14 protein-coding genes are annotated in these 13,956 nt (G+C 65.7%); 7 read left to right on the plus strand and 7 right to left on the minus strand.

The genetic code is table 11. The features are described from left to right. Nucleotides 1-88: 88 nt before the first annotated feature. Nucleotides 89-691, minus strand: a complete 603-nt coding sequence (locus AB0876_RS02815) for a TetR/AcrR family transcriptional regulator (RefSeq protein WP_491837477.1) — start codon at nucleotides 689-691, stop codon at nucleotides 89-91. Nucleotides 692-747: 56 nt separating this feature from the next. Beyond that, nucleotides 748-1,479 carry a hypothetical protein gene (locus AB0876_RS02820; RefSeq protein ID WP_064887317.1) on the minus strand — a complete coding sequence of 244 codons (732 nt, stop codon included), beginning with the start codon at nucleotides 1,477-1,479 and terminating at the stop codon, nucleotides 748-750. Nucleotides 1,480-1,618: 139 nt separating this feature from the next. Here AB0876_RS02820 and AB0876_RS02825 point away from each other — a divergent pair, with 139 nt between their 5' ends. The 5 genes from AB0876_RS02825 (at nucleotide 1,619) to AB0876_RS02845 (ending at nucleotide 5,343) form a co-directional block, all read left to right on the plus strand. Then, nucleotides 1,619-2,407 (plus strand): SDR family NAD(P)-dependent oxidoreductase, encoded by a 789-nt coding sequence (locus AB0876_RS02825; RefSeq protein WP_526041146.1) that lies wholly within the window; start codon nucleotides 1,619-1,621, stop codon nucleotides 2,405-2,407. A 19-nt stretch (nucleotides 2,408-2,426) separates the two neighbouring features. Beyond that, nucleotides 2,427-3,500 (plus strand): NAD(P)H-dependent amine dehydrogenase family protein, encoded by a 1,074-nt coding sequence (locus AB0876_RS02830; protein WP_491837479.1) that lies wholly within the window; start codon nucleotides 2,427-2,429, stop codon nucleotides 3,498-3,500. Between the two features lie 127 nt (nucleotides 3,501-3,627). Continuing rightward, on the plus strand, nucleotides 3,628-4,137 hold the full coding sequence (locus AB0876_RS02835; RefSeq protein WP_491837480.1) for a MarR family winged helix-turn-helix transcriptional regulator: 510 nt from the start codon (nucleotides 3,628-3,630) through the stop codon (nucleotides 4,135-4,137). A gap of 41 nt (nucleotides 4,138-4,178) precedes the next feature. Next, nucleotides 4,179-4,541, plus strand: a complete 363-nt coding sequence (locus AB0876_RS02840) for a nuclear transport factor 2 family protein (protein ID WP_491837481.1) — start codon at nucleotides 4,179-4,181, stop codon at nucleotides 4,539-4,541. A 61-nt stretch (nucleotides 4,542-4,602) separates the two neighbouring features. Next, nucleotides 4,603-5,343, plus strand: a complete 741-nt coding sequence (locus AB0876_RS02845) for an SDR family NAD(P)-dependent oxidoreductase (protein ID WP_491837482.1) — start codon at nucleotides 4,603-4,605, stop codon at nucleotides 5,341-5,343. Nucleotides 5,344-5,367: 24 nt separating this feature from the next. Here AB0876_RS02845 and AB0876_RS02850 read toward each other — a convergent pair whose 3' ends face one another. Genes AB0876_RS02850 through AB0876_RS02870 form a run of 5 tightly spaced genes read right to left on the minus strand, consistent with a single transcriptional unit; the run spans nucleotide 5,368 to nucleotide 11,524 of the window. Beyond that, the gene (locus AB0876_RS02850) at nucleotides 5,368-6,840 is read right to left on the minus strand and encodes an AMP-binding protein (RefSeq protein WP_491837483.1); all 1,473 of its coding nucleotides are present in this window, start codon (nucleotides 6,838-6,840) and stop codon (nucleotides 5,368-5,370) included. Then, the gene (locus tag AB0876_RS02855) at nucleotides 6,837-7,604 is read right to left on the minus strand and encodes an SDR family NAD(P)-dependent oxidoreductase (protein WP_491837484.1); all 768 of its coding nucleotides are present in this window, start codon (nucleotides 7,602-7,604) and stop codon (nucleotides 6,837-6,839) included. Before AB0876_RS02855 ends, AB0876_RS02850 begins: the two co-directional genes overlap by 4 nt. Next, nucleotides 7,604-9,160, minus strand: a complete 1,557-nt coding sequence (locus AB0876_RS02860; protein WP_491837563.1) for an AMP-binding protein — start codon at nucleotides 9,158-9,160, stop codon at nucleotides 7,604-7,606. The genes AB0876_RS02855 and AB0876_RS02860 overlap by 1 nt, the downstream gene beginning before the upstream one ends. Nucleotides 9,161-9,177: 17 nt before the next feature. After that, on the minus strand, nucleotides 9,178-9,915 hold the full coding sequence (locus AB0876_RS02865; protein ID WP_491837485.1) for a GntR family transcriptional regulator: 738 nt from the start codon (nucleotides 9,913-9,915) through the stop codon (nucleotides 9,178-9,180). Between the two features lie 7 nt (nucleotides 9,916-9,922). Beyond that, the gene (locus AB0876_RS02870; protein ID WP_526041147.1) at nucleotides 9,923-11,524 is read right to left on the minus strand and encodes an SMP-30/gluconolactonase/LRE family protein; all 1,602 of its coding nucleotides are present in this window, start codon (nucleotides 11,522-11,524) and stop codon (nucleotides 9,923-9,925) included. Between the two features lie 153 nt (nucleotides 11,525-11,677). On the opposite strand from AB0876_RS02870, the gene AB0876_RS02875 reads away from it, so the two are divergent. Next, the gene (locus tag AB0876_RS02875; RefSeq protein ID WP_491837487.1) at nucleotides 11,678-12,535 is read left to right on the plus strand and encodes an SDR family NAD(P)-dependent oxidoreductase; all 858 of its coding nucleotides are present in this window, start codon (nucleotides 11,678-11,680) and stop codon (nucleotides 12,533-12,535) included. Then, nucleotides 12,535-13,950: an aromatic ring-hydroxylating oxygenase subunit alpha gene (locus AB0876_RS02880; RefSeq protein WP_526041148.1), complete on the plus strand. Its 1,416-nt coding sequence runs from the start codon at nucleotides 12,535-12,537 to the stop codon at nucleotides 13,948-13,950. Before AB0876_RS02875 ends, AB0876_RS02880 begins: the two co-directional genes overlap by 1 nt. Nucleotides 13,951-13,956 lie beyond the last annotated feature (6 nt).

Genomic DNA, 13,956 nt, shown 5'->3' on the forward strand with positions numbered 1-13,956 from the left:
TCAAGCCGGTGCCGCCCCAGGCGGCCACGTAGCGGAGTATCTCCCAGATCCAGCCGGCCACGTCAGTTCTCCTCGCAGAAGGGATGATTCATCGGACCTCCAGTCCTCGTCGTGCGGTGATGACCAAGTTGGCCAGCATCGCGTCGCGGTGCTGACTGTTGGCGGTGGTGGTCAGGACGCCGTAGATCCCCAGGAGGAAGAATGCGGCGCTGTAGAAGGCGTCGACCTCGGGATGTACCTCGCCGTCACCGCGGGCGCGCTCGATCTCGCGGACGAGCAGAACGATCATCGGGTGGTCGCTCCATTCGTCCTTGGTGGGACGCGTCGGCGAGAAGTGCAGCGCAAGGAGCTCTTTGAACAGGAGCGGCCCGAAGCGCTGCTCCAGGCTGCCCACCAGGCGGACGAGCTCGGTCAGCGCCGTTGCGAGATCATGTGCATTCTCGAGAAAGCCGGCGAATTCGGCTGCCATGCGCGTCTCTTCGCGGCGCTCCAGTTCCAGCAGCACGTGTTCCTTGCTGGGGAAGTGGAAGAAAAAGGTTCCGTGGGCAACGCCCGCTGCACTGACGATCGCGCCGACATCCGCCCCGGCCATGCCCGACGACTGGAACTCGGCGACGGCCGCGCCGAGTATCCGTTCCCGCGTCTGTAATCGGCGCAGATCGCGCGCCGACTGCTTGATCTGTGGCGTCATGTTCCGCTCATTTCTAGCCCTATTACTGATTGCAGTCAATGAGTGAAGTCATTGAACTAATCGGAGAAGATCTCGCGGTTGACCGAATGCAGGTACGGGATCGCGAGGAATGGAGTGATGTAGAAGATGTCGTAGAGCCACCACCCGACCACCGGCAGCACGACGCCGGCGAAGCGGACATCGGCGAACATCGTCATGTTGAACACGTAGAGACACCAGATGACGATCCCCATCCAGCAGGTGATGATCATCCACTGGTGGCCCCAGCGCTTCATCTGGAGGAAACCGATGCCCGCGGCGATCCGCATGGTGAAGACGGTGAGGATCATGCCGACTTCCATGGCCTTCTCGCCGGGTCCGGCGGCCCCGCCGATCCATAGCTCGTTGTAGTGCCAGAAGTAGCCCGCATCGAACATTGCGCCCCAGCCGTTCAACAGGATTCGGGCAAGGATGGTGTGGTTGGCGGCGACGTCGAGCGCCCAGCCGACGGTGTTGATCGCGGCGTCGATGATCACCAGATAGCCGATCAGGGTGACCAGCATCGGCCGGACGGACAATCCGTCGCGCTGAGCTTTGCGAAGCAGCCAGACGCCTCGTAGGAAGAGGGGCAGGCCGAAGATTCCGAGGGCTGCGGAGCCGATCAGCAGGCTGCCGGAAATGAGCCACTTGTCGGCCTGGCGCTGCGCACGCTGGGAGGCCTCCAGGTGTTCGTCGAGCCCGCTGGCCGACGGGCGCGCCACGTCGTCCGCACTGCCGCCACGCTTCAGATTGAACGTTGGCAAGTTCATGCAGACTGACTATAGTCAATCAACCTGGGCAGTCAATCGGCTACTCCACCCGCGCCGAAATGGCATTCCAGCAGGGTTCCACTCGACATTTCCCTGCTGGAATGCCATTTCGGCAGCTGCCTCAACGGAGAGGAACGCCATGGCAATAGAGCAGTTCGGCCTGGAAGGTCAGGTCGCGATCGTCACCGGCGCCGGCAAGGGCGTCGGACAAGGCATCGCGCGAGTTCTGGCGGAGGCCGGCGCCACCGTAGTCGGCACGGCGAGAACGGAATCCGACATCGTCGGGACCATCGAAGGCATCGAGGCCGCCGGCGGTAAGGGTTTGGCGGTGGTCGCCGACGCGATGAGCCGACCTGACGGGGAGCGGGTGGTGGGCTCGGCCATGGAGCGGTTCGACCGCATCGACATCCTGATCAACAACGTCGGCGGATCCACCTACGCGCGGTTCCTCGATATCACCGACGAGGACTTCAGGCACACCTTCGATTGGTGTGTCACTTCGGCTTTCATCATGAGTCAACTTGTGGCACCGCACATGATCGCGGCCGGGCGGGGCTCGATCGTCAACATCTCCTCGGGGTCGGCCCGGTTCGGGATCCGTGCCTTGACCGCCTACTGCACGGCCAAGGGGGCTCTTGAGGCGCTCACCCGCGCGATGGCGCAGGAGTTGGCGCCCAAGATCCGGGTGAACGCCATCGCGCTGGGATCGTTCGCGACCGAAGGTTTACAAGGAAGCCTTGACTTGTTACCCGGGTCGTTGGAGAAGATGAAGGAGGCGACGCCGTTGCATCGCCTCGGCGATGTGGAGGACCTCGGGAGGTTGTGCGTGTATCTGTCCACGCGCGACTGCTACGCAACGAACGCGATCTTCCACGTCGACGGCGGTATCGACTCGAACAACTCGCCGTTGCCGATCCCCGACTACTGAGCAGGAACAGGTTTTGACGATGCGCAGAGTGGTCCAGTTCTCCACCGGCAATGTCGGCAGGCATTCGCTGGCGGCGATCATCGGCAGGCCGGATCTCAAGCTGGTCGGTGTTCATGCCTCCGGCCCGGACAAGATCGGCCGTGACGCTGCCGAATTGTGTGGAATAGGCGACCCGACGGGTGTCATCGCGACCGACGACATCGACGCGCTCATCGCCCTTGGCCCCGATTGCGTGGTCTATACGGCATTGGGTGAGACCCGGCCGATGGAGGCAATCGAGCAGATGTCGCGGTTCCTGGCGGCCGGGATCAACGTGGTCGGGACCTCGATGGTGTGGTTGGTGACCCCGCGCCAGGCCGACGACTGGTTACGGGTGCCGCTTGAGGAGGCATGTTCGGCGGGGAACTCGTCGCTGTATGTCAACGGCATCGACCCTGGGTATTCGGGGGACACCGCGGTGTACGCCGCGCTCAGCCTGGTCACCCGCGCCGAGTCGGTGACGGTCAAGGAGATCTTCGACTACGGCAACTACGACGATTACGAATACACCGGCACCGCCATGGGTTTCGGCACCACCCCGGACGACGATCTGCCGATGGCGTTCCAGCCGGGCGTGGTCACGTCGATGTTTGGTGGCCTGGTGCGCAATCTCGCCGACCGGCTGGGGGTGGAACTCGACGAGGTCGGTCAGCGTTTCGAGCCGTGGTACAGCCCCGAGCGCATCGAATGCACGATGATGACCGTCGAGCCAGGACAACTGGCCGGGGTGCGGTTCGCCGCCGAAGGTGTGCGTGGCGGCGTCCCCGTCATCACGATCGAGCACACCACGCGGCTCACCCCGGCGGCCGCGCCGGATTGGGAGTATCCGCCGGAAGGTCAGTCCGGGGTGCACAAGGTGATCGTGGAGGGCGAGCCGCGCATCGAGGTGAGCACTGAGCTGTCTCATCCGACGCTCGACGTGACCGACGCCGGATGTGTGTCCACCGCGGCGCGGGTGGTCAACGCGATCGACTGGGTGTGTGATGCTCCAGCGGGATTGATTGCCGCCGAGGACATCCCACCGACCGCACTGATCCGTGGCTTGATGTGGTGAATGGGTGATCAGTCTCGACGGCCCTCGGACGGTACTGGCCGAACATCTCACTAAGTGAAGGCCGTCGATCTCAGTCGCTTGATTCGTCCGGGTTTCAACTGATGCGCGGACCGTCATACTGACAAATGTGACGCCGAGAAAAGTGCGGGACACATCACCGAAGCGGGGATGGTTGACGCCGAAACAGCAGCGCGCCTGGGTCGCGTACATGCGGGTCCAGCTGCGGATGAACTACGAAATCAACCGCCAGCTGCAGGCCGACTCCGGATTGTCGCTGGCCGACTATGACGTGCTGGTGGCGCTCAGTGCCGACAACGCCGCGGGCATGCGGGTCAGCGATCTGGCGGCGCAGATCGGCTGGGAACGAAGCAGGCTGTCACATCAGCTGCGGCGCATGGAACAACGCGGCCTGACCGAGCGCCGCCCCAGCGCCGAAGACGGCCGCACCACCAACGTCGTGCTCACCGCGAGCGGCCGGCGGGCGATCGCCGAGGCGGCACCCGGGCATGTCGACCTGGTGCGCAGCCTGTTCTTCGACCCCCTGCCCGAGAACTTGCTCGGCCCGTTCACCGCCGCGCTGGAACACATACACGTCCACCTCAATCACAACTGCTCACTACCGCCTGCGCCGAGCTAATCTTTAGGTGATTAATCACCTAAAGATTCAGGAGCAGGACATTGAGTGAGGTCATCACCCGCCTGATGGAGGCCAATCTGCTGGCCGTGTTCGACGAGCGCGACCCGCAGCGCCGCGCCGCGGTGATCGCCGATACCTACTCGGCCGACGTGCAGTGGATCGACGACGAAGGCACCGCCACCGGTCATGATGAGTTGAACGCCAAGGCTGCTGAACTGCAGGAAAAGTTACCGGGTCTTCACTTCGTTAAAGCGGGCCCGGTGCGCCAGACTCGCGGCCTGGGTTTTCTGGCCTGGGAGGTCCGCACGCCGGACGACACGACGGTCGCCTCCGGCTTCGACGTCGCCGAGATATCCGATGAACGCATAGTTCGGATGTGGACGGTCCTAAGCTCGCCGGAATAGGTGACATATCACCTAGGTTGTAGTGGGCGAACCGCACGAACCACACGAACGGAGCTTGATCATGGGACAACTCGACGGCAAGACGGCACTGGTCACCGGTGGAACCTCGGGCATCGGTCTGGCGACGGCCAAGCGGCTCGCCGATGAAGGCGCGTATGTCTTCATCACCGGACGCGACCGCACCCGCCTCGACGAGGCTGCGGCGTCGATCGGCGCGCACGGCGTGCAGAGCGACATCAGCAAGCCGGAAGAACTCGACGCCCTCGCCGCTGAGATCGCCAAGCGCGGCCAGGGTCTCGACGTTGTCTTCGCCAACGCCGGCGGCGGCGATTTCGCCACTCTCGCCGAGGTGACGCCGCAGCACTACAGCGACAACTTCGACCGCAACGTGGCCGGCACGGTGTTCACCGTGCAGAAGACGCTCCCGCTGCTCAATGAAGGCGCCTCGGTGGTGCTGGCCGGATCCACCGCCGCCGCCAAGGGCATCCCGGCATTCGGGCTGTACGCCGCGTCGAAGGCCGCCATCCGCTCCCTGGGCCGCACCTGGGCCGCCGAACTGGCTGACCGCAAGATCCGCGTCAACACCATCGTTCCCGGCCCGGTCGAGACTCCCGGACTCACGGGCCTGGCACCCGCTGACCAGACGCAGGATCTGCTGGACGGTTGGGCGGCTCAGTTGCCGGTGAAGCGGGTGGGCCAGCCCGACGAAATCGCCGCGGCGGTGCTGTTCTTGGCCTCGGACCAGAGCAGCTTCATTACCGGGGCGGAGCTGGCTGTCGACGGTGGGCAGATTCAGGTCTGAGTTCAACGTGGGGGGACCGAAACGTCACCGTGTCAACCGATCCCGCAGTTCGCGTTTGAGCACCTTGCCGTAGCTGTTCTTCGGTAGTGCGTCGATGAACTCGTAGCGCTTGGGGCGTTTGAACCGGGCGATGCGTTCCAACAGATGAGCATCGAGATCGGCGGGGGACACCTCGCCGACGACGAACGCCACCACCACCTCGCCCCAGTCGGCATCGGGCGCACCGACTACGCCGGCCTCGACCACGCCGGGATGTTCGAGCAGCGCCTCTTCCACCTCGCGGGGATAGATGTTGCTGCCCCCGCTGATCACCACATCCTTGGACCGGTCACGCAGGGTGAGGTAGCCGCGCGCATCGAAGGAACCCATGTCGCCGGTGTGCAGCCAGCCGTCTTTGAGGGTGGCGGCGGTGGCGGTCGGGTTGTTCCAGTAGCCCGACATGACGACGTCGCCGCGGCAGACGATCTCGCCGATCTCCCCGACGGCGGCTTGCGTGCCGCCGTCGTTCAGCACGGCGACCTCGACGCCGGAGCGGGGATACCCGACCGAGCCCAGCGTCGCGTCGTCGGCGCCGACGTGATCGGCGCGGCGCAGCCCGGTGATCGTCATCGGTGCCTCGCCCTGCCCGTAGAGCTGCACGAAGATCGGGCCGTAGGCAGTCAGCGCCTTCTTCAAGCTGTCGACGTACATCGGGCCGCCGCCGTACACAACGGTTTTTAGGTTCGCCGGTCTGGACCGGCCGGTCTGGACCAGGCGTTGCACCATGGTCGGCGCCAGGAAGGCGCTGCTGTCCGGGTGGTGGCCGCACAGGTCCAGGAACTCGTCGGGCTCGAACGCCGAGGATTCCGGTATCACCTGGCGGGCGCCGCGCAGCACGTACGGCGGGATGTACAGGCCGGAACCGTGTGACATCGGAGCGCCGTGGATCAGGCTGCAGTTCTCGTCCGGATCATCGAAATCGGCCAGGTGCGCCAGTGTCATCGCCATCAGGTTGCGATGGGACAGCATGGCGCCCTTGGACTTTCCGGTGGTGCCGCTGGTGTAGAACAGCCAGGCCAGGGCGGCGGGATCGGTCGACGGCGGGGCCGCGGGCGCCGCATCGAACCGGGCCGAATAGGTCTGGTCACCGATGGTTTCGACGGGTACCCCGGCCGCCGATGCCAGGCCTTCGCCGATCTTGACCGACGCGAACACCTGCGCCGCACCGGAATCGTCGAGGATGTCGGCCATCTCACGAGGATGCAGCTTGTAGTTGATCGGCACGAACACGCATTCGGCCGCCCAGATGGCGAACATCAGCTCGACGATTTCGGGCCGGTTCTCGCTGGCGACGGCGATGCGGGTGCCGCGATCACCGAGGGCCTTCAATGAGGTGGCCAGTCGCAGTACCCGGTCGCGCAACTCCGCCCAGGTATGGACTTGACGTTCGCCCAGGAACACCGCGCCCCGGTCACAGAACCGGTCGGCGGCTTGATCGAGCACCGCGAAAACGTTCATGGAGCAATCCATTCAGAATGAAGCGCGAACTCCGAAAGGTATTTCGTCGAGCTCCAGCCACCGTCGACGACGATGGTCTGCCCGTTGATGAAGCTGCCGCCGTCGGAGCACAGGAACGCGACGGTGGACGCGATGTCCTCGACCCGGCCCAGTCGGGTGTGCGGTGTCATCTCGGTCTGCATCTTGCGGAAGCCGGGATCGTTGAGGCGTTGTTCGACCATGGGGGTGACGGTGACACCGGGGGCCACCGCGTTACAGCGGATGCCCCGGGCACCGTACTGGCAGGCGATGTGTGTGGTCAGCGCCGTCAGTCCGCCCTTGGCCGCCGAATACGCCCCGCCGCGCAGGCCGCCGACGACGGCGAACGTGGAGGTGATGTTGATGATGGCCGAACCAGGTTCCAGATGCGGGATGACGTCGCGGGCCAACCGGAATGGTGCGCGCAGCATGATGCCCAGGAAGTGGTCCAGGGTTTCGTCGTCGGTCTCGTGCAGGGGCTTGGGGCTGCCGACTCCGGCGTTGTTGATCAGAAAGTCGATGCGGCCCCAGCGGGACAGCGCGGCGTCGACGATTCGTCGTGGGGCGTCATCGGCGGTCAGGTCGACGGCCAGTGTCGCAATCCGATCCGGGGCGACCCGTTCGAGTTCGGCCAGCCGTTCCTCATCGCGTCCGGTGCCGAGCACGGTCATGCCCGCCGCCGCGAGCGTGGTGGCACAGCCGAATCCGATGCCGCTGCTGGCCCCGGTGACGATCGCAACCTGCATTAGTCGTGCCCCTTCAGCGTCGCTCGGATCTGATGCTTCAACACTTTGCCCGCGTCGTTCTTCGGCAGTTCATCCCAGATCTCGACGCGCTCGGGTGTTTTGAACCGCGCCAGCCCGTGTTCGGTCAGCACCCGACCCACGTCGGCCACGTCGGGGCGTTGCCCGTCGGCGGTCACCAGCACCGCGCAGGCGCGTTCGCCGGTGCGTTCATCGGGCAGGCCGACGACGGCTGCCTCGGTGATGCCGAGTTCACCAACCAGGATGTCTTCGACTTCCTTGGGGGAGATGTTCTCGCCGTTGCGGATGATGAGGTCTTTGGCCCGTCCGGTTATCTGCAGGTGGTTGCCGTCCACCCAACGGCCGAGGTCCCCCGTGCGGAAAAATCCGTTCTCGTCGAAGGATTCGATCTCATCCTCGGGGTGCAGGTAGCCCCTCAGCATCTGGGGACCGCGGGCCCTGATCTCGCCGGAGACGAGCCGGACCTCGGCGATCCCTGGGCGGCCGTCGGTCTCGGCGGCGTGCTCGACGCTTCCCGGGGCCAGTGAGCCGACGGTGGTGACCGGGACCTCGGTCGAACCGTACACGCGGCTGACGGCAGCCCGGTCGAAGTAGTGCGTGGCCCGCCGGATCAGTGACGGCGGTACCGAGGCGCCACCGCAGATGAACACCTTGAGATCGGGCAGCCGGGTGCCGGCCCGTTCGGCGGCTCCCAGCAGTTGTTCCAGAAACGGTGTGGCCCCGGCCATGTGGGTGCACTGATGTTCGGTCATCAGTGCCACACCGTCATCGGCATTCCAGCGGTGCATCAGTACGGCGGTGCTGCCCAGCAGCAGCGGGCATTCGAAGGCGTAGATGGAGCCGCCGATGTGCGCGATGGGGGAGGGCACCAGGAAGGTGTCCCCTGGGTCGATCATCCAGTGCTCGCGCAGCTGCATGATCAGCGCGTTGATCGAGTTGTGGCTGTGAAGTACGCCTTTGGGCCGACCTGTGGTTCCCGAGGTGTACATGATCATGCGGATGTCATCGGGGTCGAGCGCGGGAAGTTCGCGATCCGGCGCGGTTGCCAGCGCGTCGAATGCGCGGTGCGGCCCCGGATCACCGCGCAACACCACCACTTCCGGCGGGGTGTCCATCTGGCTGCACACCCGGGTCAGCATTGCCGCGTAGTCGTGTTTGCCGAACTGGGCGGGGATGAAGACCGCCCGGCTCTGCGCGTCGTCGAGGATGAAGCGCAGTTCGCGGTCCCGAAGTGACGGCAGGATCGGGTTCACCACCATGCCGGCCAGCGTGGCGCCCAGGTAGATGGTCGCGGCCTCGTGCCAATTGGGCAGCATGAACGACACCACGCTGCCGGTCGGCATCCACGCCGCCAGCTGCAGCGCCAGAGCCTGTGCCCGGCGGTGTAATTCGTGGGCGGTCAGCCTGGTTTCCCCATCGACCAGCAGCACCCGGTCGGGGTTGTCACGCGCCGCATCGGCCAGGGCGTCGGCCAGGGTGGTGGACACCCACAGCCCGCGGTCGTAGGCGTCGGCCGCGCGTTCCTCGTCCCATCGCACGGAAGTTCGCACCCGCCTCAGCCCTTGACCCGGCGCATGGTCATGGCGTGCCGGAAGCGGTCCGACGGGTGGGTGTTGACCGTGACCTGGGCGATCTCTCCGTCGGAGGTGGTGTACGTACGTTGCATCTGCAGGGCGGCGGTGCCGGCGGCGACCTTGAGGCCCGCGGCGAGTTCCGGCGAGGTGACGATCGCTGAGATCTCCTGGTGCACCTCGACGATGCTGACCCCGAACAGATCCTCGATCAGCGGGAAGATCGGCCCGGAGTGCCGTTGCAGCAGCCGGCCGACGGCGGCGAAGCTTCGGTTGATGTAGTACTCGGTCCGGCACACCGGTGCGGCATCGTCGTCGGCCTGCCGGTAGCCGCGCACCGCCAGCCACTGTTCGCCGAGCGGGAGGCCGGTGCGCTGGGCCAACTCGCCGTCGATCGTGACCATGGCATTGGACTCGATGGTGAACTGGGCGCCGGTGGCGAATGCGAGCAGGTCGTTGATCGAGACCACGTCCTGCGCATAGGTATTCGCCGCGGCGCGCGGTGCCACGGTGGTTCCGGCCCGGGGTCGTGAGGTGACCAGGTTGTCGTCACGTAGCCGCCGCAGGGCTTCGCGCACGGTGTAGCGGCTGACTTCGAAGCGCTCGCAGAGTTCATGTTCGGTGGGCAGTTGGGAGCCCACCGGGTACACCCCGTCGACGATCTCCTTGCGCAGGGTGCGTGCCACCTGCAGGTAACGGTGGTCGGCCGGCGTGACAGTCATGGTCGCGTCAGGCCCTGCGCAGCGCCAGCACGCTGCCGTCGCCGTCACCCGAGATGTAGAGCGTCCCATCGGGTCCCGCGGTGATCCCGGCGAACGGGCCCTGCGGACCGGAGAACGGGGGCATGCCCTTGAGTGGTTTGGGGGTCACCCCGGGTGGCGGGCCGACCGGCAGTCCCGCGGCGATGACGGTGCGGGCAGCGTTGTCCAGGTCGTACTCGACAACCTCTTTGCTGCCGGCGTCGACGATGTAGAGCGCGCCGTCCTGCACGAGAAGGCCGTGTGGCGTGTGTAATCCGTCGACCAGCGGCTGCGCCGTCCCACCGGTCACCCGGAGAATGGCACCGGCCACCGAAACCAACGGTGCCCCGTCCGGTCCGATCACCACACCGACCGGGGTGTCCAGCCCCGAAGCCAACACCGTCACGGAGCCGTCATGCACCGAGAGCAACCGGCCGGCGCCTTGTTCGACCACCAGCACGGACCCGTCGGGCGCCGACGCGACACCATAGGGTTGGTCGATGCCACTGGCGAGAACCTGGCTGACCTCGCCCTCGGCCCCCGCTGGGCGGAACCGTGCCACGGTGTCGGCCGCAGTGGTGACGATGAATTCGCCTGGGCCTGAGGAAATCACCCCACGCAGGAAGCCCGGGTAGCCCGGCGAGAACAGCATTGCGACCGTCTGCAGGGCGCCGTCGGGACCGACCCGGTAGAAGTAGGTGCCGTCGGCCACGTACAACGCGCCGTCGGCCCCGACGGTCAGATCCAGCGGCCAGTTCAACCCGCCCGGCAGCAGGGCATGAGTGCCGCCGCTGGACAAGATCTCGGTGATCTCACCGGTGAAGTTGGAGACGAACAACCGACCGTCGACAAAGGTGCAGTTGTCCAGGCCGGGATTCAATTGGGCCAGCAGCGTCTGTTCGCCGCTGCGGGGGTCGATGCGCAGCACCTGTCCACTGGCCACCTGGGTGGAGACGATGTGGCCGTCGGCATCGAACTTGACCGAGTCCGGTACCCCGAGCCCGCCGGCCACCACCTGGGGCTCGCCGCCGTTGGGGTCAATGCGCCAGATCTCGTTGGCGCCCATCACCGGGAAGTAGAGCAGCCCGTCGGGGCCGACCTCCATGGCGTTGGGGGAGGGCACGTCCTCCAGCAGGATCCGCGGGGCGCCGCCGGCGAGGTCGAACTCCATGAGCCGACCGCCTTCGCGGCACTCGCCCACGAACAGGCGCCCGTGATGGAAGGTGATGCCGTTGGCCGAGGGGACGTCGTCACGCAACACGCGCGTGGTGCCACCGGCCGTGCGCACGCTGACCCGGCCGTCCATCACCTCGGTGGCATAGAGGTTGCCGTCGGCGTCGAATGCCACGTCGTCGGGGGCGATGATGTCGCCGCCCTTGGCGCTCACGGTTTCCAGGCGCCCGGTACTCAGGTCGAGGGCGCTGATCTGGCTGCCGGTCACCTGGGCGACGTAGATGCGACCGTCCGGGCCCGTGCGCAGGCCGTTCGCGCCGAACAACCGGCTCGGGGCGGTGACCTGCTCCAACGCCCAGCTCCCGGCGGCTGTCGGGTTTGCGGCATATCTCGCATCAGATACCAATGGCGCGCTCATGACCTCGGACGTTAGCAACTCCTTGTAGTCCAGACAATAGTGGCCGTGGTGCTCAGATCCGCTCTTGACGGTGCATATGTGCTGGGGAATAGTGTTCTCCAATATGAAGATCACGATATGTTGTCCGGACAATTAAGCCGATAAGGGTTGCGAATGGACAGTTCCCTGAGCCTGGACGGCCGGGTCGTGGTGGTGTCGGGCGCCGGTGGTGGCGGCATCGGCACCACCGTCACGCGGATGGCGGCGGAGGCCGGGGCCACGGTCGTGGCGGTGAGCCGGTCACAGGACAACCTCGACACCCACGTGGCGCCGCTCGCGGACAAGGGTCTGAACGTGGTGACGGTGGCGGCTGACGCGTCGACGGACGAGGGCATCGCCACCGTGCTGAAGAAGGTGGGCCGGCTCCAATCTGACGGACAAGGGACGCTGTACGGGCTGGTCAATGTCGCCGGCGGCGCGGCCCCGTCCACCTGGATGCCGGCCACCCGGGTGTCACGGGCCGACTGGCGCGAATTGTTCACCGCGAATCTCGAAACCATGTTCTTCATGAGCCAGGCTGTGGCCGCCGAAATCCGGGCCCAGGGCAACCCGGGCTCGATCGTGTCGGTGTCCTCGATCAGCGGGATGAACACGGCGCCGTATCACGTCGCCTACGGCACAGCGAAGGCCGCGATCGTGGCGGCCACCCGAACCATGGCCGCAGAGCTTGCCGCCGAAGGCATCCGGGTCAACGCCGTCGCCCCCGGCGTGACCGAAACCGCCGCCTCGGCAACCTACGTCGACGCCGACCCCGAGCGTGACCAGCGGGCGATCGCGATGGGACGGCGCGGTACTCCCGAGGAACAGGCCGGGGCCATCCTGTTTCTGCTCTCCGATCTTTCGAGCTACATCACCGGCCAGACCATCCTGGTCGACGGCGGACTCAACCTGCGCTGGACCCATCTCGGCGGCGACAACACCTCGCTGTTCCTCAAAGACGAATCCTTCCGCGAAGCCATCAGGAGGATCTAATGGCCCACACCGAATCTGATCTCGACGCCGCGATGGAGGTCGACGCCGAACCGGACGACTCGACCGGAGTCATCGCCGAGGACCTGTCTGCGCCGACGACCATCCCGGTCGAGGCCTATATCTCGACGGACTACGCACGCGCGGAACGGGATCGACTGTGGCGCAAGGTGTGGCAGCAGGTCGGCCGCGTCGAGGAGATTCCCGAGGTCGGTAACTACCTGACGTACGACATCCTCGACGACTCGATCATCGTGGTACGGACCGGCGCAAATGAATTCGCCGCGCACCACAACGTCTGCATGCACCGCGGCCGCAAGCTGATCGACAACCCCGAGGGAGCCAAGAACGCCACCGGCCGGGCCCGGAAATCCTTCGTCTGCGGATTCCACGGCTGGACCTACGGTCTCGACGGAGCCTGCACCCACATCCGGGAACAGGACGACTGGCAGGGCAAGCTCACTGCGCGCAACACGCACCTGGCGCCCGTGCAGGTGGACACCTGGGGCGGGTGGCTGTTCATCAACATGGACCCGCACTGCGAGCCGTTGGTCGACTACCTGTACCCGGCAGCCAAGATCCTCGACCCGTTCGGGCTGGAGAACATGCGCTACAAGTGGCGCAAGTGGTTGTACTTCGACTGCAACTGGAAGGTCGCGATGGAGGCCTTCAACGAGACCTACCACGTGTTCACCACGCACCCGGAGTTCAACCAGTTCGGCGAGTTCAAGGGCTGGGCGAAGGCGCAGGGCAAGCACAGCAACATCGGGTACGACGCGCCGAAAGGTATGGACGAGACCAAGTCCAAGATCCGTCTGGGGACCGGTGATCCGCGCATCTCCACTGCCGAGATGCAGGTCTACACCATGGAAGAGACCAACGCGACGACGACGCAGACCCTGGTGAACGCCGCCAAGCGGCTGGTCGACGAACTGCCCGAGGGCACCCCCGCCGACGAGGTGCTGCAGCACTGGCTGGCCTCGGCCCGCCGCGATGACGAGGCGCGTGGCGTGGTCTGGCCGACCATCCCGCCGGACATCCTTGGGCAGAGCGGCACGGCGTGGCAGATCTTCCCGAACTTCCAAGTGGGCCAGGGCCTGACCAGCGCGCTGTGCTACAGCGCACGCCCTGATCCGAGCTATAACCCGGACAAGTGCATCTTCGAGGTCGCCGTCTTCGAGCTGTACCCCAAAGGTGAAGAGCCGCAGACCGAGTGGGCCTACACCCCGAAGGACTCACCGAACTGGCTGTCGGTGCTGCCGCAGGACTTCTCGAACATGGCGGCGGTGCAACAGGGGATGAAGTCGGCTGGTTTCCCGGGAACTCTGCCGAATCCCTACCGCGAACGCAGCACGGTCAACCTGCACTACCAACTTTCCAAGTACATGGGCACCGGAGAACCCCGAGACATCCAGTGATTTCGG

Source organism: Mycobacterium sp. NPDC049093 (assembly GCF_040704635.1).
In the GTDB taxonomy this organism is placed as follows: domain Bacteria; phylum Actinomycetota; class Actinomycetes; order Mycobacteriales; family Mycobacteriaceae; genus Mycobacterium.